Raw genomic sequence first — 20,980 nt, 5'->3', positions numbered from 1 at the left:
ATACCCCGTCAGCCCTTCAGGCGATCGAGTTCGTCAACGTTGATCGTGTTCAGGTTGCGGAACAGCAGCACCAGGATGGCCAGGCCGATCGCCGCTTCGGCGGCGGCCACGGTCAGGATGAAGAACACGAACACCTGGCCGGCGGTGTCGCCGAACCAGCTGGAGAACGCCACGAAGTTCATGTTGACGGCCAGCAGCACGAGCTCGATGGACATCAGCAGGATGATCAGGTTGCGGCGGTTCAGGAAGATGCCGAAGATCCCGATGGCGAACAGCACCGCCCCCAGGATCAGGTAATGGGCCAGCGTCAGCGTCATTTTTGTTCTCCTTGGGGCGCGGCGGCGGACGAGGCACCGATCTGCGACTGGGCGCGCTCGCTCTGGGGCTGCATGCTCACCAGGCGGAAACGGTCCTTGGCGCGCACGCGCACGGCGGCGACGGGGTCGTTGTACTTGACGTCGCGGCGGCGGCGCAGGGTCAGCGCGATGGCGGCGACCATGCCGACCAGCAGCAGCGCGGCGCCGACTTCAACGGCGTAGATGTACTGGGTGTACATGGCCTCGCCCAGCGCGCGGGCGTTGTTGTAGTCGCCGGCGACCGGGGCCTGCGGGCCCGCGCCGTACCAGGTCGAGCCCAGCACGAAGGACATCTCGAGCACCAGCACCAGGCCGATCACCAGCCCCAGGGGCAGGTAGGTCTTCATGCCCTGGCGCAGCGCATCCATGCGGATGTCCAGCATCATCACGACGAAGAGGAAGAGCACCATCACGGCGCCCACGTACACCAGCACCAGCAGCAGCGCGAGGAACTCGGCGCCGAGCAGCATCCACAGCATGGCCGCGTTGGCGAACGCCAGGATCAGGTGCAGGACGGCGGTGACCGGGCTGCGCGCGGTGATCACGCGGAAGGCCGCGATCACCAGCACGGCGGCCAGTATGTAAAACAGGACAGTGGTAAAAGTCATGGATCAGACCCTGGGCTTCAACGATAGGGAGCGTCTTCGGCCCGGCGTTGGGCGATTTCGGCTTCGTAGCGGTCGCCCACGGCGAGCAGCATGTCTTTGGTGAAATACAGGTCGCCGCGCTTTTCGCCGTGGTATTCGTGGATATGCGTTTCCACGATGGAGTCCACCGGGCAGCTTTCCTCACAGAAGCCGCAGAAAATGCACTTGGTGAGGTCGATGTCGTAGCGCGTGGTGCGGCGGGTGCCGTCGTCGCGCTGGTCCGACTCGATGGTGATCGCCAGGGCCGGGCACACGGCTTCGCACAGCTTGCACGCGATGCAGCGCTCTTCCCCGTTGGGGTAGCGGCGCAGCGCGTGCAGGCCACGGAAACGCGCCGACGCGGGCGTCTTTTCCTGGGGGTAGCGCAAGGTCACCTTGCGCTTGAAGAAATACTTGCCCGTCAGGCGCATGCCCTTGAGCAATTCGGTCAGCATCAGGCTGCCGAAGAAATCCTTGATCGCTTCCATATCCTGCCTCTGCCTGGCGGCTTAGCGCCAAATGTTCCAGGGCGTCTGCATCCAGATCGCCACCAAGACCAGCCACACGCCGGTCAGCGGGATGAAGATTTTCCAACCCAAACGCATGATCTGGTCGTAGCGGTAGCGCGGGAAAGTCGCGCGGAACCACACGAACAACGAGACCACGACGAACGTCTTGATACCCAGCCAGATCCAACCCGGAATCCAGGTCAGCGGCGCGATGTCGATCGGGGAGGCCCAGCCGCCCAGGAACATGATCGAGGCCATGCAGGACAGCAGGATCATGTTGGCGTATTCGCCCAGGAAGAACAGCGCGAACGCCATGCCCGAGTATTCGACCATGTGGCCGGCCACGATTTCGGATTCGCCTTCGACCACGTCGAACGGGTGGCGGTTGGTTTCGGCCACGGCCGAGATCACGTAGACCACGAACAGCGGCAACAGCGGCAGCCAGTTCCAGGACAGGAACGTCAGGCCCTTGTCGGCGAACCAGCCGCGGTTCTGCACGTGCACGATTTCCGACATGTTGAGGCTGCCCGAGACCAGCAGCACCGTCACCAGCACGAAGCCGATGGCCAGTTCGTACGACAGCATCTGCGCCGAGGCGCGCAGCGCGCCCAGGAACGCGTACTTGGAGTTCGACGCCCAGCCGGCGACGATCACGCCGTACACGCCGATGGACGTGATGGCCATGATGTACAGCAGGCCGGCGTTGACGTTGGCCAGCACCACGTCGGGACCGAACGGCACCACCGCCCAGGCGGCCAGGGCCGGCATCAGCGTGACCACCGGGGCCACGACGAACAGCACCTTGTTGGCCTGCGACGGAACCACCACTTCCTTGGTCAGCAGCTTGAACACGTCGGCGAACGGCTGCAGCAGCCCCTTGATGCCGACGCGGTTCGGACCCATGCGCACGTGCATGGCGCCGATCATCTTGCGTTCCCAGTACGTGAGGTAGGCCACGCACAGGATGATGGGCACAGCGATGATCACAATCTTGATGAGGGTCCAGAGGACCATCCAGACCGTCGGGCCCAGCAATGCCGTACCCTGGCTCTCAAGAACATTAAGCCATTCCATCAGGCACGCTCCACGCTGATTTGACCGAATGCGCCACCCAGGGCCGCGGTGTTTTCAAAGGCAGCCGAAATGCGCACGGCGCGGTCGGCCACGGCATCGTCCTGCACGGTTTCGAGTTCGACGGCGCCCTGCCCGCCCGACACGCGCACCTTGGCCCCGGCCGTCAGGCCCAGGCTGGTGAGCGTGCGGCCGTTCATGGCGGCGGCCGGCTTCTTCGAGGCCGGAGCCGCCTGCAGCGGCTCGGAACGGCGCACCATGGCGTCGCTGCGGTAGATCGGCACGTCGGCGACGCGCTCCAGGCCGGCTGCCGCCTGGCCCAGGCCCAGCGGCGCCTTGATGTCGTTGGACAGGCGGCCTTCGACGCCGCCGGCCAGCACGGCGTCGCGCACGGACTCGGAGGTCTCGTCGTCGAAGCCGGCCAGGTGCAGCACGTTGCCCAGCACCCGCAGGACCTTCCAGCCCGGACGGGTCTGGCCGAACGGCGCGACCGTGCCCTTGAAGCTCTGGGCCAGGCCTTGCGCGTTGACGAAGGTGCCCGAAGTTTCGGTGAAGGGCGAGACCGGCAGCATGACGTCGGCCCATTCGGCGGCGGCCGAACGGTAAGGCGTCAGGGCCACGGCGAACTGCGCGCCGCGCAGCGCGGCCAGCGCCTGCTGGCCGTTGTCGGCGTCGAGCAGCGGCTCGGCGTGCAGCACCACGTAGGCCTTGAGCGGCTCGGCCAGCATGGCGGCGGCGTTCTTGCCGCCCTTGCCCGGAATCGCGCCGGCCAGGTAGCCGCCGACGGTGTTGCCGCCGGAGGTCAGGAAGCCGAACTTGCCGCCGGCCAGGTCGGCCACGGCGCGGCCGTTGGCCGCCAGGGTCGAGGCCTGCGGGCTGGCCACGGCCAAGTTGCCCATCAGGACCGCGGTGTTGGAACCGGACGCCAGGCTGGCGGCGATGGCCTTCGCATTGTCGCCCGGGACGACCGAGGCGAACTCGGCCGGCACGGCCTGTTCCTTGGCCTGGGCCAGCGCGACGGCCACTTCGGCCAGCGCGCGCGCCAGTTCGGACGGGGCCACGGTGACGCGGGCGGCGACCGGCATCAGCGGATCGTCGGCGGCGCTGTCGAGCATCAGGATCTGCGTGCCGCGCTTGGCGGCCTGGCGCAGGCGCTGCGCCATCAGCGGGTGGTCCTTGCGCAGGAACGAGCCCACGACCAGGACGCGGTCCAGGTTGTCGAGTTCGGCGATCGGCATGCCCAGCCACGGCGCGCCCGTCAGGGCGGCGTCGAAGGCCGCGTCGGTCTGGCGCAGGCGGAAGTCGATGTTTTCCGAACCCAGCGCGCGGACCAGGCGGCCCAGCAGCGCGTATTCTTCGGTGGTGGCGTATTCCGAGGCCAGCGCGCCGATCTGGCCGGCGCCGAAGCTGTCGCGCACCCGCGACAGGCCCTGGGCCACGGCGGCCAGCGCGTCGGACCAGGAGGCTTCCTGCCACTTGCCGTCGGTGCCCTTGATCATCGGGGCCGACAGGCGGTCTTCGCTGTTCAGGCCTTCATACGAGAAGCGGTCGCGGTCGGAGATCCAGCATTCGTTGATGGCTTCGTCTTCGAACGGCACCACGCGCATGACGCGGTCGCCCTTGACCTGGATCACCAGGTTGGCGCCCAGGCTGTCGTGCGGGCTGACCGAACGGCGGCGCGCCAGCTCCCAGGTACGGGCGCTGTAGCGGAACGGCTTGGAGGTCAGCGCGCCCACCGGACAGATGTCGATCATGTTGCCGGAGAGCTCGGACTCGATCGAACGGCCGACGAAGGTCGTGATCTCGGAGTGCTCGCCGCGGTTGAGCATGCCCAGCTCCATGATGCCGGCGATTTCCTGGCCGAAGCGCACGCAGCGGGTGCAGTGGATGCAGCGGCTCATTTCCTCGGCGGAAACCAGCGGGCCCAGGTCCTTGTGGAAGACCACGCGCTTTTCCTCGTTGTAGCGCGAGGAGGAGGCGCCGTAGCCCACGGCCAGGTCCTGCAGCTGGCATTCGCCGCCCTGATCGCAGATCGGGCAGTCGAGCGGGTGATTGATGAGCAGGAATTCCATCACCGACTTCTGGGCGGCGCGCGCCTTTTCAGAGCAGGTGTGGACGACCATGCCGTTGGTTACGGGCGTGGCGCAGGCGGGCAGCGCCTTGGGCGCCTTTTCCACTTCAACCAGGCACATGCGGCAGTTGGCCGCGATGGACAGTTTCTTGTGGTAGCAGAAATGCGGCACGTAAAGCCCGATCTTCTGGGCGGCATGCATGACCATGCTGCCTTCGGGCACTTCGACCTTGTTGCCGTCGACGGTTAGTTCAACCATTGCTGTTCCTGAGACCTACAGATATTGCGGGACCACACAAGACTTGTGCTCGATGTGGTGCGCGAATTCGTCGCGAAAATGCTTGAGGAAGCCACGCACGGGCATGGCCGCGGCGTCGCCCAGGGCGCAGATGGTGCGGCCCATGATGTTGCCGGCCACGCTGTCGAGCAGGTCCAGGTCCTCCGGACGGCCCTGGCCGTTTTCGATGCGATGCACCATGCGGTAGAGCCAGCCGGTGCCTTCGCGGCACGGCGTGCACTGGCCGCAGCTTTCCTCGAAATAGAAATACGACAGGCGCATGAGCGACTTCACCATGCAGCGCGTCTCGTCCATGACGATCACCGCGCCCGAGCCCAGCATCGAGCCCGCCTTGGCGATGGAGTCATAGTCCATCGTGCATTCCATCATGATGTCGGCGGGCAGCACCGGGGCGCTGGAGCCGCCGGGAATCACGGCCTTGAGCTTCTTGCCGCCGCGCATGCCGCCGGCCAGTTCCAGCAGGGTCGAGAACGGGGTGCCCAGCGGGATCTCGTAGTTGCCGGGACGCTCGACGTCGCCGGTGATCGAGAACAGCTTGGTGCCGCCGTTGTTCGGCTTGCCGACTTCCAGGTAGGCCTGGCCGCCGTTGCGGATGATCCACGGCACCGCCGCGAACGTCTCGGTGTTGTTGATCGTGGTGGGCTTGCCGTACAGGCCGAAGCTGGCGGGGAACGGCGGCTTGAAGCGCGGCTGGCCCTTCTTGCCTTCCAGCGATTCCAGCAGCGCGGTTTCCTCGCCGCAGATGTAGGCGCCGTAGCCGTGGAACGCATGCAGCTGGAAGCTGAAATCCGAACCCAGGATCTTGTCGCCCAGGAAGCCGGCGGCGCGAGCCTCTTCCAGCGCTTCCTCGAAGCGCTCGTAGACTTCGAAGATTTCGCCGTGGATGTAGTTGTAGCCCGCGCTGATGCCCATGGCGTAGGCGGCGATGGCCATGCCTTCGATCACGATGTGCGGGTTGAATCGCAGGATGTCGCGATCCTTGAACGTGCCCGGCTCGCCTTCGTCGGAGTTGCACACCAGGTACTTCTGGCCGGGGAAGGCGCGCGGCATGAAGCTCCACTTCAGGCCGGTCGGGAAGCCCGCGCCGCCACGGCCGCGCAGGCCCGAGGCCTTGACTTCGGCGATCACGTCTTCCGGCTTCATGCCGGTGGTCAGGATCTTCTTGAGGGCTTCGTAGCCGCCGCGCTTGACGTAGTCGGCCAGGCGCCAGTTGGCGCCGTCGACGTCGGCCAGGATCTGCGGCTGGATGTGCCGGCCGTGCAGGCACATCGAGTTGGTCAGGTCGTTCAGCGGGTTGGGGTCCAGCCCCTGCGCAAACTGCTTGTACAGGTCGGGCGCGTTCATGCCGACTCTCCTTGCGCCTTGAGGGCCGCGACCAGCGCGTCCAGCTTCTCTTCGGTCATGCGCACGCACATATGCTTGTTGTTCACGATCAGCACCGGCGAATCGCCGCAAGCGCCCATGCACTCGCCTTCCACGAGCGTGAACTGGCCGTCGGCGGTGGTTTCTCGGTAGTCGACGCCCAGCTTGCGCTTGAGGTAGTCGCCGGCGCGTTCGCCGTCGCGCAAGGCACAGGGCAGGTTCGTGCAGACGGCGATCTTGTTCTTGCCGACGGGCTTGACGTCGAACATGTTGTAGAAAGTGGCGACTTCCTGGACCGCGATGGGCGGGACGCCGATGTAGTTGGCCACATCTTCGATGATTTCGGTAGCCAACCAGCCCTTCTCTTCTTGCGCGATGGCAAGCGAGGCCATGATGGCGGACTGCCGCTGGTCGGCCGGGAACTTGGCGAGTTCTCGGTCGATTTTCTGGTAGGCCTGTTCGGAAAGCAGCATAGTTTGAATCCGGGTTATGCGGGCGTGCTCGTGACTGTCTGGGCGGATCAGCGATCGATCTCGCCGAAAACGATGTCCTGCGTGCCAATGATGGTGACGGCGTCGGCGATCATGTGACCGCGAGACATTTCATCCAGCGATTGGAGGTGGGCAAAGCCCGGCGCCCGAATTTTCAGACGGTAGGGCTTGTTGGCGCCGTCGGACACCGCGTAGATGCCGAATTCGCCCTTGGGGTGTTCCACCGAGGCATACGCTTCACCGGGAGGAACGTGGAAGCCTTCAGTGAAGAGCTTGAAGTGGTGGATCAGCTCTTCCATGTTGGTCTTCATGGCGGTGCGCTTGGGCGGGGCGATCTTGTGGTTCTCGATCATGACCGGGCCCGGATTGTTGCGCAGCCATTCCACGCACTGGCGGATGATGCGGTTGCTTTCACGCATTTCGGCGACGCGGACCAGGTAGCGGTCGTAGCAATCGCCGTTGACACCCACCGGGATGTCGAAATCGACCAGGTCGTAGACCTCGTAGGGCTGCATCTTGCGCAGGTCCCAGGCCACGCCCGAACCGCGCAGCATCGGGCCGGTGAAGCCCAGCGCCTTGGCGCGCTCGGGATCGACCACGCCGATGCCGACCAGGCGCTGCTTCCAGATGCGGTTGTCGGTCAGCAGCGTTTCGTACTCGTCCACGCAACCGGGGAAGCGGTTGGTGAAGTCTTCGATGAAGTCCAGCAGCGAACCCGAACGCGCGTCGTTCATGGCGCGCAGTTCCTTGTCGCCGCGGTACTTGCTGGTGGCGCCGTACTGCGGCATGGAATCCGGCAGGTCGCGGTAGACGCCGCCCGGACGGTAGTAGGCCGCATGCATGCGCGCGCCCGAGACCGCTTCGTAGCAGTCCATCAGGTCTTCGCGCTCGCGGAAGGCGTACAGGAACACCGCCATGGCGCCCACGTCCAGGGCGTGCGAGCCCAGCGACATCAGGTGGTTCAGCAGGCGCGTGATTTCGTCGAACATCACGCGGATGTACTGGGCGCGCAGCGGCGCTTCGATGCCCAGCAGCTTCTCGATGGCCATGACGTAGGCGTGCTCGTTGCACATCATGGACACGTAGTCCAGGCGGTCCATGTAGGGCAGCGCCTGGATGTAGGTCTTGTGTTCGGCCAGTTTTTCGGTGGCGCGGTGCAGCAGGCCGATGTGCGGGTCGGCGCGCTGGATCACTTCGCCGTCGAGCTCGAGCACCAGGCGCAGCACGCCGTGGGCGGCCGGGTGCTGGGGACCGAAGTTGAGCGTGTAGTTCTTGATTTCTGCCATGATTTAACGCCCCAAGCCGTAGGAATCTTCGCGGACCACGCGCGGGGTGATCTCGCGCGGATCGATCGTGACCGGCTGGTAGATGACGCGGCGTTGTTCGGGGTCGTAGCGCATTTCGACGGTGCCGGACAACGGGAAGTCCTTGCGGAACGGGTGGCCGATGAAGCCGTAGTCGGTAAGGATGCGGCGCAGGTCCGGGTGGCCTTCGAAGACGATGCCGTACAGGTCGAAGGCTTCGCGCTCGAACCAGCCCACGCCCGGCCAGCACTCGATCAGCGAGGCGACCACCGGGAACTCGTCGTCCTCGGCCCACGTGCGCACCCGCAGGCGCCAGTTGTGCTCGATGGACAGCAGGTGCACGACGACGGCGAAGCGCGCGCGCTGGACCTTGGCGTTGGCTTCCTCGGGCATCTGGCGGGTGCCGTTGCCCCAGGTCAGGTAGTCGACGCCGCAGAGGTCGATACAGGTTTCAAAGCGCAGGCCGGCTTCGGTGCGCAGCTTGTTGCAGACCGAGAACCACTGCTGCGCGGGCACTTCGAGCGTCAGCTCGCCCAGCGCCTCGGTCAGCGCGATATCGGCGCCGAGGGTGGTCTGCAAATTGTTTTTCAGGGTTTCGAGCCTGGTCATCATCTTGTACGCTTAGGTGAACCGATACGCTGGTTTCGCGAGGCCGGCGGCGGGTTGCCGCCCGGCGGGCGAAGGCTCAGCGCGCAATCGTGTTGGTCAGGCGGATCTTGTTCTGCATTTGCAGCAAGCCGTAGACCAGCGCCTCGGCCGTAGGCGGACAGCCCGGCACGTAGACGTCTACCGGTACGATGCGATCGCAGCCACGGACCACCGAATACGAATAGTGGTAGTAGCCGCCGCCGTTGGCACAGGAGCCCATCGAGACCACCCAGCGCGGCTCGGGCATCTGGTCGTAGACCTTGCGCAGCGCCGGCGCCATCTTGTTGCACAGCGTGCCGGCCACGATCATGAGATCGGACTGGCGCGGGCTGGGCCGGAAAATGATGCCGAACTGGTCCAGGTCGTAGCGGGCCGCGCCCGCGTGCATCATCTCAACCGCGCAGCAGGCCAGACCGAAGGTCATGGGCCACATGGAGCCGGTCTTCGCCCAGTTAAGGAACTTGTCGGCGCTGGTTGTGATGAACCCTTGCTTGAGAATGCCGTCTATAGCCATATTCGTCTCTGATAGCGTGCTGTACAGGAAGCCCGGGGCTTATTCCCAGTCCAGCGCGCCCTTTTTCCATTCATAGATGAAGCCGACGGTGAGCACGGCCAGGAAGACCATGACCGTCCAGAATCCGACGAGCCCGACCGTGCCCTGGGCGATGGCCCACGGGAACAGGAACGCGATTTCGAGGTCGAAAAGAATGAACAGGATCGCCACCAGGTAGTAGCGCACGTCAAACTTCATGCGGGCGTCTTCAAAAGCTTCGAAGCCGCACTCGTACGGCGAAAGCTTTTCGGCGTACGGACGCCGCGGACCAAGGAGGGAGCCGGCCGTCAGCAGCGCGAACCCGATGAGGGTGGCCACTACGATAAACAGCAGGACGGGGAAATACTGTTGCAGGTTCATTCAGGCGTCCGTCAAATGCGCAAACCTTAGGATTGTAGCATTCGCGGGGTTACTTCTGGCTGAACTCTGTAGCCTGAACAGCGGGTGAAAGACTGCATTTCTTCACCGGAACAATCGCGGCTTGCGCAGCGACCGGACAAGCTTACTACACGCGCTTTGCGCGCCGTCGACCAGGCGGCGAAAAACAACGCCGGAACGAAAAAAAACCACTCCGGAGAGTGGTTTTCGTACGAACGGGCCGAAGCCCGTTCGCGCACTTTTTCAAATCCAGGCAGGGCTTGCGCCCTGCGTTGGATTAGAAGCGGTGACGGATACCGACGCCGACGGCGGTCGACTTGACGTCGTCGATGAAGGCGTAGTTCTTGGCGTACGAACCGTAGGCGTACAGGTTGGTGCGCTTGGACAGGTCGTAGGTGTAGCCCAGCGAGAAGACGTTCATCGTCTCGTCAGCACCCGGAGCCGTGTTCAGGCGATCGTTCGACGGATCAACCATCTGCCACGAACCGAACAGCTTCGAAGCGCCGCCGATGGGGGCCGACAGGCCGACCATGTACGAGTTGGCCTTGAAGCCGTCAGCGAAGATGTTGTTGCCGAAGTTGATGTTGCCAGCGGGGCCGGACACGCCTTGGCCGCCGAACCAGCCGTCGGTCGTGCGGGCATAGGCCAGCGACAGCTTCACAACTTCGAAGTCGTACGAAGCGCCCAGGGCGTACATACGCGGGGTGGCGTCAACTTCCGGCTGCGTCAGGTTGTTCGAGGCGTTCAGCTGGTCGTACGAGAAAGCGATGTTCAGCGGACCGTTGACATAGCGCAGACCGGTGGTGATCGCGCGGGTGTTGTCGGCGGTGCGCCAGCCGCTTTGGCGAGCGTTGTTGTCGTCAGCGTTGAACGAGTAGCCGACGCCGAACTGGAAGCCGCTGAACGACGGGGTTTGGTACAGGACCATGTTGTCGTAGCGGACGGTGTTGGCAGCGCTCAGGGCGACACCGATGTTAGCTTGGCCGAAACCAGCGCCGAACGGGTCGATCGAGCCGAAGTACTTCGACGAGATGTTGGTCTGACGGCCGAAGTCCAGTTGACCCCAGCTGTCGGAGGCCAGACCGATCGTGGCTTGACGACCGAACAGGCGACCGTTCTGAGCCGAGTTGCCGTTACCCGAGTTGAAGCCCGATTCCAGTTGGAAAACAGCGCGCAGGCCGTCACCCAGATCTTCCGAACCACGCAGACCCCAGCGCGAACCGTTCTGCACGCCGTTGATCATGCCGACGCGGCTGCCGTCGAAGCCGTTGCCCTTGACCTTGTTGTAACCGATACCCGTGTCGATGATGCCGTACAGGGTGACAGACGTTTCTGCCTGGGCGACACCGGCAAAACCGGCGAGCAGGGCGGCAGCGAGCAGAGTCTTTTTCATTTAAGAAATCTCCGTTGATTTGAGTGACAAGAGCAGCAATCCAGCAAACCAGCCTGCCGCCCCCCTAACTCCGCGAAGGGAAGTTGACGCTATTGCATCAAAAATCAGGGGGGCTGGCTACGGCCGGCATCAGAAAAGTGCAGGTTTGCGACAGGCTTGTTGGGATATTGCAACATCACGGCAAGGCCTGGCCGATCGGCCTAGGGCTAACCCTGATGAAACTGACCAAGCCCCTATTCATGCGACTTTCAGCCCTGCCCCTAATTTTTTGAGGCATTTCGGAGCCCTGTTTTTGGCGCGAGCTACGTTGCCGCGCGGCCGCGATCCGGCGCGGCCGGCCGGCACGAACCTTTCAGCCGCGATCGGTTTGGCGGCTGCAATCCATATGCCGATCCGTTTCCGTCTCCCGGCTTTCAATAACATTGTTATCAATAAAAATCGCCGCTATGATCGAACGCATCGACAACCGGTTCCCGCGCCATGCCCTCCACTTCCCCCCGCAGCGGCCGTAGCGAAAGCCTGAACGCGCTGCGCCGCCAGCTCATCCTCGACGCCGCCCAGCGCGTGTTCGAACGCGACGGGCTGGAGAAGACCACGATCCGCGCCATCGCCAACGAGGCCGGCTGCACCACCGGCGCCATCTACCCCTGGTTCGCGGGCAAGGAAACCATTTACGGCGCGCTGCTGGAAGCCTCGCTGCAGCGCCTGCACGCCCACCTGAGCGAAGCCGCGGCCACGGGCGAGGCGCGCACGGCCGCGCGCCGGGCGATCCACGCCTTCTATGGCTACTACGCCGAGCGCCGCACCGATTTCTCCCTGGGCATGTACCTGTTCCAGGGCCTGGGCCCGCGCGGACTGGGCCGCGAGATGGACGAACGCCTCAACGCCCGGCTGCGGCAATGCGTGGACCTGCTGGGCCTGGCCCTGGCCCGCACCAAGTCCTGGGACGCCGCCGTGGTCGAGGTCGAACAGATGAATCTCTTCACTTACCTGATGGGCCTGCTCCTGCTGCAGCACACCCACCGCCTGAAATCCCTGGGCCAGCGCGCCGACGCGCTGCTGGACAGCTATTGCAACGCCCTGGAGCAACGATGACCGCAACCGACCTGGACACCCGCGCCGAGGCCCCGCTCATCAGCCTGGCCGACTTCCACATCCTGCTGGCCGACCAGCATCCGTTCTCCATGCTGCTCGGCATCGACGTGATCAGCATCGGCTACGGCACCGCGCGCGCCGTGCTGCCGGCGCGCGACGCCCACCAGCGGCTGGGCGGCATCGTGGCCGGTCCCATGCTGATGGGCCTGGCCGACCTGACCATGTATGCGGCGGTGGTGGGCGCCACCGGGCAGGCGCACGCCGTCACCGCCAGCCTGACCATCAATTTCCTGCGCAAGAGTCCCGCCGGCGCGATCTACGCCGACGCCCGCCTGCTCAAGGTCGGGCGGCTGTCGGCCGGCGAAGTGATACTGACGGGCGAAGGCTCGGACGAGCCCCTGGCCCATATCGTCAGCACCTGGTCGGTGCCCAGGCCATGAACCCGCCCGCCAGCCTGCGCGTCAGCATCGTCGGCATGGGCAGGACCGGCACGCGGGCCGCGCGCCGCCTGCTGGCGGCCGAACCGGACATCGCGCTGACCCTCTACGACATCGAGCCCGACCGCTGCGAGGATTTCCGCGGCAGCGCCACGCTGGCCACCTCCGCGCGCGAGGCCCTGGCCGAGTCCGACACCATCGTGCTGGCCCTGCCGCGCGAGCGCGAGATCGACCGCACCCTGGAACGTTTCAGCGACGGCCACGTCACCGCGCCGGTGGCCGGCAAGCTGATCGTGGACCTGGAGCCGCCCTCGGCCGAACGCGCGCGCCGGCTGGACCAGGCGATCGTGGAGGCCGGCGGGCGCTATATCTGCGCGCCGCTGCCCGGCGCCGCGGCCCCCGGCAGCGCCGAGGCCCGCCTGCTGCTGGCGCTGGCGTTCAGCGCCAGCGCTGCGCCGCCGCCACGCACAGCGCCAGCCAGCCGAAGCTGACCGCGAAGCCGGCGAATACGTCGCTGGCGAAATGGACCTGCAGCAGGATGCGGCTGAGCCCCACCGCCATGACCAGCGCCGCCATGATCGCGACCGCCGGCAGCCGCCAGGCCGGCGGCGCCAGCCGCCACACCAGGTAGCAGGCCGTGCCGTAGACCGCCATCGCCGCCGAGGCGTGGCCGCTGGGGAAGCTCCAGCCCGACACGTTGATGTAGCCGTAGCCGTGCTCGGGGCGCACGCGCTCGAAGCTGTGCTTGAGCATCCAGTTGAGCGCGCCGCCCGCGGCGGTGGCGACCGCGCAGAACAGGGCCAGCCGCCACTGCCGGTTCCACAGCAGGCCCAGCGTCATCAACACGCTCACCACCGTCAGGAAATTCCGGTCGCCCAGGTAGGTGAACCAGGACAGCAGCCAAAGCAGCCACATCGACATGGACAAGCTCAGGGCGCCGGCCAGCGCCTCGTCGAACGCCACCACGGCGCCCTGCTGCCCGACCGCGTAGGCGAAGACCAGGAACAGGGCGAACGAAGCGCCGGCGGCCGCCGCGAAACACGGCGCGCGGCCGCGGCACGGCAGCTGCTGCCAGCCGCGCGCGGCCAGCATCGCCGCCGCGCCGCTCAGAAGCGGCAGCGCGATGAACAATAGCAAGGCATGGGACGCGACCCACGCCGCATAGACGTTGGTCATTTGCAAGCGTCCATGAGGAAATTCACGCCGCCGGCCACGCTACAGCGCGACCAGCGTCTTGTCGACCGGTGCGAAAGCATGGGTCCCGGCGGCGTAGTCCCAACGCTCGACCCGGCAGCCGCCGTCAGCGTCGCGCTCGATCACGTTCACGGAATTGGGAATGCTGCCGCGCACGCGGTGCGAGCAGGCGGTGCCGGCCTGCACGATCCAGCCCCCGCCCCCGGCCTCGGGGCGCAGCGGCAGCACATAAGGCAGATGGATGTGGCCGCCCAGCACCAGGTCCACCCCGGCCTCGCCCCAGGCCTGCAGCGCGCGCTCGCGCCCGATCAGCAGGTTGGACAGGTCGGACTCGACCTTGGCGCGCACCGGATGGTGCGCCACCACCACCCGCAGCTGGCCCGGCCGGGCCTGGCGCAGGCGCTGGGCCACGCGGGCGATCTGGCCGCCGGAGATTTCGCCGTCCTTGTGGCGGCGCGGGCGCGTCGTGTTCAGGCCGATGGCCAGCAGGCCGTCGCTTTCGTAGACCGGTTCGAGCACCGCGCCCAGGGCGCGCTTGTAGTTGCCGTAGGGGTTGAGCGCGCGCGCCAACACGTTGAAAAGCGGGATGTCATGGTTGCCCGGCACGGCCAGCACCGGCAGCGACAGGCGCTCGATGAACTTGCGGGCGGCGGCGAACTGGCCGCGCCGCGCGCGCTGCGTGATGTCGCCGCTCAGCACCACCAGGTCGGGCGCAAGGCTGCGGGCCAGGTCCAGCACGGCCTCGACGACCGGCTTGCGTTCAGTGCCGAAGTGCGTATCGGAAAGATGCAGGATGCGCGTCATGAACGGTCCAGGTATTGCGGGTCCGTGGGCACCACCAGCGGCAGCCGCTCGGGGGCCACCTTGAATTCCAGCGGCGTGTCCATCCAGAAGATCTCGCCGTCCATCGCCACCTTGACCCGCCGCCGTCCGCGCACGCCCACCGACAGCCGGTCGAAGGCGAAGTTGACGACGTGCTCGGCGTCGCCCAGCCGGCTGGCCAGGCCGCGCAGCAGCAGGCCGTACAGCGCCAGAGTGCCGACCGGCCGCGCCGCCATGGCGATCAGGCGTCCGCGTTCGAGTTCCTCGGCCGGAATCCCGATGTGTTCGAGCTGCAGCGGATTGTTGCCGACCACCAGGGTGGGAGAGCGCAGGCTGCGCGCCTTGCCCTCGTAGTCCAGCGTCAGGCTCAGCTGGCGCGGCGCGCGCAGCAGCGTGACCATGCCGGACCACAGGGCCACCAGCCGGCTGCGGCCGTACTTCTGCTTGTAGGCTTCGCGGTCTTCGAGCAGTTGCGGATACAGGCCCAGGCTGGCGTTGACCAGGAACAGCCGGCCGTTGAGCAGGCCGACCTGCACCGGCTGGATCCGGCCTTGCAGGAACCCGCGCAGCGCCGTTTCCGTATCCTGGGAAATGCCGTAGCTGCGGCCGAAGTAATTGAAGGTGCCCTGGGGCAGGATGCCGAAGGGCACGCCCTGGCCCAGCACGACGCCGGCCACGGCGCTGAGCGTGCCGTCGCCGCCGGCGGCGATCACCACGCCCTGCTCCTGCCGGGCGCGCCGCAGCGCCTCGCGGGCCTGTTCGGTCAAACGGGACGGGTCCTGCACGGGCATCAGTTCGTAGCGCCGTCCGGCCGCATCGAGCATGCCGCGGATGGTGTCCTGCAGCGCTTGCGCGTCGCCGCGCCCCGATCCGGTATTGAGGACGATGAAGAGCGGCTCTTGTCCCGTCAGGGACCGGGCCCCCGCCGCGGGGCTCTGCTGGGATGGCGTCATGGGTAAAACATACCCCATGCCGGCGACGCGCCGCAACAAAGCCCCTGGCCGATCAGCGGCCGATCGCGTAGGCCTGCATGAGGCGCGGCGTGGCGGCCGCGTGCAGCAGGCCGTCGGCGTCGCGCGAGGCGGCGGTCAGGCGCCCCACCGACCATTGCGGCACCTCTTCGATCCGGTGGCCGCGCTGGCGCAGCGCCTCGATCACCTCGGCGCCGAAACCGGCCTCCAGCGCCAGGTGCCCCGGCTTGCGGTCGCGCGGATAGAAGGAAGTGGGGAAATGCATGGTGTGCGACATGGGCAGGTCGATCGCTTCCTGCAGGTTCAGCCCGTGGTGGACGTGGCGCAGGAAGAACAGCAGCTGCCATTGCTCCTGCTGGTCGCCGCCGGGCGTGCCGAAGGCCAGGTAAGGCTTGCCTTCGCGCAGCGCCAGCGAGGGCGTGAGCGTGGTGCGCGGCCGCTTGCCCGGGGCCAGCGTGCCCGGCAGCCCCTCTTCCAGCCAGAACATCTGGGCGCGCGTGTTCAGGCCGAAGCCCAGTTCGGGAATGACCGGCGAGGACTGGAACCAGCCGCCCGACGGCGTGGCCGAGATCATGTTGCCCCAGCGGTCGATCACGTCCACGTGCGTGGTGTCGCCACGCCTGGCCGAGGCGCGCATGTCGGCCAGCGTGGGCTCGTTGGTGGCGCTGCCGGGCGCCGTGACCGGCGACAGGCGCGCGAGCGTCTCCATGACGCGCGCCACCTGCGCCTCGTAGCCGGGCACGATGCCGGGCAGCAGTTCGTGCGAGGCCGCGGCGCCGATCAGCGCGCGGCGTTCGTCGTTGTAGGCGTCCGACAGCAGATGCGCCAGCGGCACGTCGACGAATGCCGGATCGCCGTAATACGCCTCGCGGTCGGCGAAGGCCAGCTTCATGGCCTCGGTCAGCCGGTGCACGAACTCGGCGCTGTTCGGCCCGGCGGCCCCCAGATCCATGTGCTTGAGCAGCGCCAGGGTCTGCAGGAACACCGGCCCCTGGCTCCAGGCGCCGGCCTTGGCCACGGTATAGCCGTGGTAATCGTAGGTGACCGGCGTGTCGTAGCCGGCCGACCAGCCCGCCAGGTCGTCGGCCGTGATGACGCCGCGATGCGGCACGCCGCTCTCATCCATGACCTCGTTGCCGCGCGCGTAGCGGTCGATCGCCTCGGCCACGAAGCCGCGGTAGAACGCGTCGCGCGCCGCCTCGATCTGCCGGTCGCGGTCTCCGCCCGCGCTTTCGGCCTGCTGCAGCACCCGGGTCCAGGTGCGGGCCAGCGCCGGGTTGCGGAACAGCTTGCGGGCCTGCGGCACCTGGCCGCCCGGCACGTAGACCTGGGCCGTGGTCGGCCAGTGGGTCTCGAAAAAGTCCTTGAGCCCGGCGATGGTGTTGGAGATGCGCGGCATCAGCGCGTGGCCGTGCTCGGCGTAATAAATGGCCGGTTCCAGCACGTCGCGCACGCGCATGGTGCCGTGGTCCCGCAGCAGCTGCATCCAGGCGTCGAACGCGCCCGGAATGACCGTGGCCAGCAGGCCGTTGCCGGGAATCAGCGCCAGGCCTTCGGCGCGGTAGCGCTCCAGCGTGGCCGCCGCCGGCGTGGCGCCCTGCCCGCACAGCACCTCGACGCGGCCGGTGCGGGCCGAATAGAACACGGCGGGCACTTCGCCGGCCGGCCCCACCAGGTGGGGCTCGACCACCTGCAGCACGAAGGCCGAGGCGACGCAGGCGTCGAACGCATTGCCGCCGCGTTCCAGCAGCGACATGCCGGCCGCGCTGGCCAGCCAGTGCGTAGACGTGACGACACCGAAGGTGCCGAGGATTTCCGGACGCGTGGTGAACATGGGGGCACCTGGGCTGATTTACTTTTTGGCGAGGCTCACGCCCTTCAGGCGGATCAGGCCATCGGGATACGGCACGAAGCCATCGAGCTTCTTCTGCACGCCGAAGGTCCACGGCAGGTAGAAGAGGTAGACGATGGGACGCTGGTCCTGCATGGCGGCCAGCACCTGGTCGTACAGGGCGCGGCGCTTGGCCTCGTCGGATTCGGCGCGGGCGTCGTTGAGCAGCTTGTCCACGGCGGGATCGCAGAACTTGCCGTCGTTCAGGTTGCCCTTGCAGCTCACGTACTGATGGATGTTGCCGCTGGGATCGACCCGGCCGGACCAGCCGCTCTGGCCCACTTCGAAGTCGCCGCGCGCCAGCGAAGACTGCAGCGACGCGAATTCCACCGGGCGCAGCGTGATATCGAAACCCGCTTCGGCGCCCATGGCCTGCACCAGCTCGAACACCTGCTGCATGGTGGTGTTGTTGCCGTAGGTGATCTCGAACTTGACGCGGTCGTAGCCGGCCTGCTTGAGCAGCGCCTGGGCCTTCTGCGGGTCGCGGCCCTTGTGCTCGGACGCCTTGTCGTAGGCGAAGCTGGCCGGCGGGAACGGCTGATAGGCGGGCTGGAACATGCCTTCGCCGACCACCTGGTTGAGCACGTCGCGGTCGATCGCGAGGTCCAGCGCCTGGCGCACGCGCTTGTCCTTGGCCAGCGGGTTGTCGGCGCGCGCGCCGTTGCCCAGGTTGACCGAGATCGCCTGGAAGCCCAGGCCGGTGACCGGCGCGAGCCGCAGGTTCTTGTCGTCCTTCACCGCCTTGGCGTCGCTGGGCGCGACGCGCTCGATGATGTCCAGGTCGCCGGCGCGCAGGTTGTTCAGGCGCACCGTGGTGTCGGGAATCGGCGTGTAGACCAGGCGGTCGAAGTGATAGTTGGCCGCGTCCCAGTGCTTGGGAAATTTCTCCAGCACGATGCGGTCGTTCTGCACGCGCTCCTTGAACTGGTACGGACCGGAGCACACCGGCTTGCCGCCCGGGTCCTTGTCGAAGCTGGCCGGCGACATCATCATGCCGGCGCGGTCCGACAGCTGCGACAACAGCGACGCGTCGGGCTCGGACAGCTTGAGCACCACGGTCCCGGCGTCCGGCGCCTCGACGCTGGCGACCGTGGCCAGCTCGCTCTTGCGGTTGCTGTCGGGCTGGGTGCGGGCGCGGTCCAGGTTGGCCTTGACCGCGGCGGCGTCTATCGGCGTGCCGTCATGGAACACGGCGTCCGTGCGCAGCTTGAAGGTCAGGGTCTTGCCGTCGTCGGCCACCGTCCAGGACTGCGCGAGCTGCGGCACGATCTTCAGGTCCGGCGTGATGTCCACCAGCTTGTCGCACAGCGAGGCGAACACGATGCGGCCGACGAAGGTGCGGGCGCGCACCGGATCGAGCACGTCCGGGTCGTCCTGCAGGCCGATACGCAGGGTGGACTGGGCCTGGGCCCATCCGCTGGCCAGCATTCCGGCCATGGCCATGGCGAGGCAAAGTTTACGCATGCTTGTCTCCGTCTATATAGGGTTCGATTCTGCGCCAGGCGCGCGGGGATTGTATAGAGCGGCGGACGCCCCTCACGCCCGGGGCGCCGGCGGCGGCCGCCATGCGGACGCTTCAGGGAATCCGGCAGGGCGCGGCGAAGTCCACGCAGGCCTGGACCTGCTCGCGCAGGCTGGCCACCAGCGGACGCGCGTCGTCGCGCCGGTATTGAAACGCGTAGGGCAAGGCCGCCAGCGCCGGCTCGCAGTCCAGCACGCGCAGGCTGCCTTCGTCCTGCAGCTTGCGGGCCCAATGGCTGGGCAGCAGCCCCACGCCGGTGCCTTCGATCAGCAGGCCGACCACCGCCCCCCAGTTGTTGCAGCACAGGCGTTCGCCGCCGGCGTCGCGGCCGGCGAGCCAGTCGTCGATGATGCGCGTGGTGCCGGCCCCGGCCGGCAGCGTGACCAGCGGCAGGCGCGCCAGCAGTTCGGGCGACATGCGCGTGGCGCCGTCGAGCGCGGCCGGCGCCGCGGTCCAGCAGAACTCGGCCTGGCCGATGGGCGCGGAGGCGATGCCGGGCCGCGACGAACGGCCGGCGATCACGGCGAAATCCAGTTCGCCGTCGGCCACGCGCTGCTCCAGCACCTGGCCGATGTCCACATAGGGTTCGAGCACCAGCTCCGGGTAGGCGCTGCGCACGCCCCGGATCAGGCGCGGCAGCCAGGTCAGCGCGCTCAGTTCGCCCACGCCGAAGCGGCAGCGTCCGCGCAGGCCCGGGCTTTGCGCCAGCGAGGCGCGCACCCGCTCGGCCGCGACCAGCAGTTCGCCGGCCTGCGGCAACAGGCGCTGGCCGGCGTCGGTCAGCACCGCCTTGTGGCCGCTGCGGTCGAACAGCGGCTGGCCCAGCGCCTGTTCGAGTTCGGCGATACGCTTGGACAGCGACGACACCGACAGATGCAGGCGCTCGGCCGCCACGGCGAAACTTGCGCAGGTGGCGGCCCAGTAGAAGGCTTCGAGTTGCTTGAGGGTCATGCCCGGATTGTAGAGGCGCGCAGCGCCCGGGCGACCCGTGGAATCACGCGGTTTTGGGCGTCAGCAGGTGCGCGGAGAACCGGAGGGTGTCGATGGCGGCGCGGAGCATGCGCTCGACGCGCGGCCACATATCGCCCTTGAGGCGATCGGACCAACAGATGCTGTCGAACACCCCGTCGACCAGGGCGTGCAGGTACAGATTGGACAGGCGCACATCCAGCGCGCGCGGCAGGTCCTCGCGCCTGACGGCGGCGCGCAGCAGTTTCTCCGAGGTGCGCAGCGCATGGCGCTCCCACAGGTCGCGGCGGCGCAGCAGCGGCGCGTTCTCGTCGCTGCGCTCGCATTTCAGGTACAGGATTTCCAGCACGCGCTGCACCGATCCTTCCTGCGCGTAGATCTGGATGTACTGCCGCATGGAGGCGTAAAGCGATTCCAGGGCCTCGCCCTCGGTCGACACCTGGGTGAGCGGCGCCGCCTCGCCGAGCGCGCGGTCGCACATGGCGATACAGACGTCGATCTTGTTCTTGTAGTGGCCGTAGACGGCGCCCCGGGACACGCCCGCGTGGTCGGCAATGTCGCTCATGGTGGTGGCGGCCACCCCTTTGGACAGGAACACGTGCTCGGCCGCATCCAGGATGCGGTCGCGGGTGCGTTGGGACTCTTCTTTCGTCTTGCGGGCCATGCGGGGACCTCCTTCTCAAAAAACGGGGTGCAAAAAAAAGGCGGCCTCGAAGCCGCCTTTTTGGACACTGTGAACATGTGTGAAGCGAAGAGCATACTTCCGAACAAAATAATTAATCAAGCGTGACGGATTAAATGATAGACTCGCTTCCCCACCCGGGAAAGTTGGCGCCTTTCCCCACGTAAGCCCCGCCGCGGGCCCATCAAGACAATTTCAAAAATGAAGCAAAAAGTCTCCCTACGCACGCTCGCCCTATCTTCCGTATTAATTCTTATTACCGGGTGCTCGAAGCCCGAAACCCCGCAAGCCGCCGACGCCCCGGCCGAGATCGGCGTCATCGTCGCCCGGGCCACGC

At 66.7% G+C, this 20,980-nt stretch carries 22 protein-coding genes; 3 read left to right on the top strand and 19 right to left on the bottom strand.

Going from position 1 to position 20,980, the window contains the following annotated elements:
• Nucleotides 1–8 precede the first annotated feature (8 nt).
• The 12 genes from nuoK to A6B37_RS18230 form a co-directional block, all read right to left on the bottom strand.
• Nucleotides 9–317, bottom strand: coding sequence for an NADH-quinone oxidoreductase subunit NuoK (gene nuoK, locus A6B37_RS18285; protein WP_050448548.1), 309 nt, complete (start codon nt 315–317; stop codon nt 9–11).
• Nucleotides 314–964, bottom strand: a complete 651-nt coding sequence (locus A6B37_RS18280) for an NADH-quinone oxidoreductase subunit J (RefSeq protein WP_102774349.1) — start codon at nt 962–964, stop codon at nt 314–316. The genes nuoK and A6B37_RS18280 overlap by 4 nt, the downstream gene beginning before the upstream one ends.
• A 17-nt stretch (nt 965–981) precedes the next feature.
• The gene (nuoI, locus tag A6B37_RS18275) at nt 982–1,470 is read right to left on the bottom strand and encodes an NADH-quinone oxidoreductase subunit NuoI (RefSeq protein ID WP_043543405.1); all 489 of its coding nucleotides are present in this window, start codon (nt 1,468–1,470) and stop codon (nt 982–984) included.
• 21 nt (nt 1,471–1,491) lie between these two features.
• Nucleotides 1,492–2,565: an NADH-quinone oxidoreductase subunit NuoH gene (gene nuoH, locus A6B37_RS18270; protein ID WP_102774348.1), complete on the bottom strand. Its 1,074-nt coding sequence runs from the start codon at nt 2,563–2,565 to the stop codon at nt 1,492–1,494.
• A complete protein-coding gene (gene nuoG, locus A6B37_RS18265) occupies nt 2,565–4,892 on the bottom strand; it encodes an NADH-quinone oxidoreductase subunit NuoG (protein WP_102774347.1) in 2,328 nt (775 codons plus the stop codon). Before nuoG ends, nuoH begins: the two co-directional genes overlap by 1 nt.
• Nucleotides 4,893–4,907: 15 nt before the next feature.
• A complete protein-coding gene (gene nuoF / locus A6B37_RS18260) occupies nt 4,908–6,275 on the bottom strand; it encodes an NADH-quinone oxidoreductase subunit NuoF (RefSeq protein ID WP_102774346.1) in 1,368 nt (455 codons plus the stop codon).
• A complete protein-coding gene (nuoE, locus tag A6B37_RS18255) occupies nt 6,272–6,766 on the bottom strand; it encodes an NADH-quinone oxidoreductase subunit NuoE (protein ID WP_043543414.1) in 495 nt (164 codons plus the stop codon). The genes nuoF and nuoE overlap by 4 nt, the downstream gene beginning before the upstream one ends.
• Nucleotides 6,767–6,813: 47 nt before the next feature.
• The gene (locus A6B37_RS18250; RefSeq protein WP_102774345.1) at nt 6,814–8,070 is read right to left on the bottom strand and encodes an NADH-quinone oxidoreductase subunit D; all 1,257 of its coding nucleotides are present in this window, start codon (nt 8,068–8,070) and stop codon (nt 6,814–6,816) included.
• A 3-nt stretch (nt 8,071–8,073) separates the two neighbouring features.
• Nucleotides 8,074–8,700, bottom strand: coding sequence for an NADH-quinone oxidoreductase subunit C (locus A6B37_RS18245; protein ID WP_102774344.1), 627 nt, complete (start codon nt 8,698–8,700; stop codon nt 8,074–8,076).
• A 73-nt stretch (nt 8,701–8,773) separates the two neighbouring features.
• The gene (locus tag A6B37_RS18240; protein WP_006217960.1) at nt 8,774–9,250 is read right to left on the bottom strand and encodes an NADH-quinone oxidoreductase subunit B; all 477 of its coding nucleotides are present in this window, start codon (nt 9,248–9,250) and stop codon (nt 8,774–8,776) included.
• A gap of 39 nt (nt 9,251–9,289) precedes the next feature.
• Nucleotides 9,290–9,649 carry an NADH-quinone oxidoreductase subunit A gene (locus tag A6B37_RS18235; RefSeq protein WP_006217959.1) on the bottom strand — a complete coding sequence of 120 codons (360 nt, stop codon included), beginning with the start codon at nt 9,647–9,649 and terminating at the stop codon, nt 9,290–9,292.
• Nucleotides 9,650–9,944: 295 nt separating this feature from the next.
• Nucleotides 9,945–11,060 (bottom strand): porin, encoded by a 1,116-nt coding sequence (locus A6B37_RS18230; RefSeq protein ID WP_102774343.1) that lies wholly within the window; start codon nt 11,058–11,060, stop codon nt 9,945–9,947.
• 480 nt (nt 11,061–11,540) lie between these two features.
• On the opposite strand from A6B37_RS18230, the gene A6B37_RS18225 reads away from it, so the two are divergent.
• The 3 genes from A6B37_RS18225 to A6B37_RS18215 are packed head-to-tail and all read left to right on the top strand — an operon-like array spanning nt 11,541 to nt 13,083.
• On the top strand, nt 11,541–12,155 hold the full coding sequence (locus A6B37_RS18225) for a TetR/AcrR family transcriptional regulator (RefSeq protein WP_111826554.1): 615 nt from the start codon (nt 11,541–11,543) through the stop codon (nt 12,153–12,155).
• Entirely contained in the window at nt 12,152–12,595 is a 444-nt protein-coding gene (locus A6B37_RS18220) for a PaaI family thioesterase (RefSeq protein WP_111826553.1), read from the top strand. Before A6B37_RS18225 ends, A6B37_RS18220 begins: the two co-directional genes overlap by 4 nt.
• Nucleotides 12,592–13,083, top strand: coding sequence for an NAD(P)-binding domain-containing protein (locus A6B37_RS18215; protein ID WP_111826552.1), 492 nt, complete (start codon nt 12,592–12,594; stop codon nt 13,081–13,083). Before A6B37_RS18220 ends, A6B37_RS18215 begins: the two co-directional genes overlap by 4 nt.
• On the opposite strand, the gene A6B37_RS18210 is transcribed toward A6B37_RS18215, so the two are convergent.
• The 7 genes from A6B37_RS18210 to axyZ form a co-directional block, all read right to left on the bottom strand.
• Nucleotides 13,031–13,768, bottom strand: coding sequence for a phosphatase PAP2 family protein (locus A6B37_RS18210; RefSeq protein ID WP_111826551.1), 738 nt, complete (start codon nt 13,766–13,768; stop codon nt 13,031–13,033). The genes A6B37_RS18215 and A6B37_RS18210 overlap by 53 nt on opposite strands.
• 39 nt (nt 13,769–13,807) lie before the next feature.
• On the bottom strand, nt 13,808–14,590 hold the full coding sequence (locus A6B37_RS18205; RefSeq protein WP_111826550.1) for a metallophosphoesterase family protein: 783 nt from the start codon (nt 14,588–14,590) through the stop codon (nt 13,808–13,810).
• Nucleotides 14,587–15,561, bottom strand: a complete 975-nt coding sequence (locus tag A6B37_RS18200; protein WP_111826549.1) for a diacylglycerol kinase family protein — start codon at nt 15,559–15,561, stop codon at nt 14,587–14,589. Before A6B37_RS18200 ends, A6B37_RS18205 begins: the two co-directional genes overlap by 4 nt.
• 52 nt (nt 15,562–15,613) lie before the next feature.
• A complete protein-coding gene (locus tag A6B37_RS18195; RefSeq protein ID WP_111826548.1) occupies nt 15,614–17,413 on the bottom strand; it encodes a gamma-glutamyltransferase family protein in 1,800 nt (599 codons plus the stop codon).
• Between the two features lie 18 nt (nt 17,414–17,431).
• Nucleotides 17,432–18,934, bottom strand: coding sequence for an ABC transporter substrate-binding protein (locus A6B37_RS18190; protein WP_111826547.1), 1,503 nt, complete (start codon nt 18,932–18,934; stop codon nt 17,432–17,434).
• A 112-nt stretch (nt 18,935–19,046) separates the two neighbouring features.
• Entirely contained in the window at nt 19,047–19,943 is an 897-nt protein-coding gene (locus tag A6B37_RS18185) for a LysR family transcriptional regulator (protein WP_111826546.1), read from the bottom strand.
• Nucleotides 19,944–19,986: 43 nt separating this feature from the next.
• On the bottom strand, nt 19,987–20,625 hold the full coding sequence (axyZ, locus tag A6B37_RS18180) for a multidrug efflux transcriptional repressor AxyZ (protein WP_111826545.1): 639 nt from the start codon (nt 20,623–20,625) through the stop codon (nt 19,987–19,989).
• Nucleotides 20,626–20,980: the final 355 nt, after the last annotated feature.

Origin of the sequence: Achromobacter sp. HZ01, from assembly GCF_003267925.1 — a bacterium.
Classification (GTDB): domain Bacteria; phylum Pseudomonadota; class Gammaproteobacteria; order Burkholderiales; family Burkholderiaceae_B; genus Achromobacter; species Achromobacter pulmonis_A.
The sequence above is the reverse complement of the archived record's forward strand: the minus strand, read 5'-3'. Positions and strand labels throughout refer to the sequence as shown.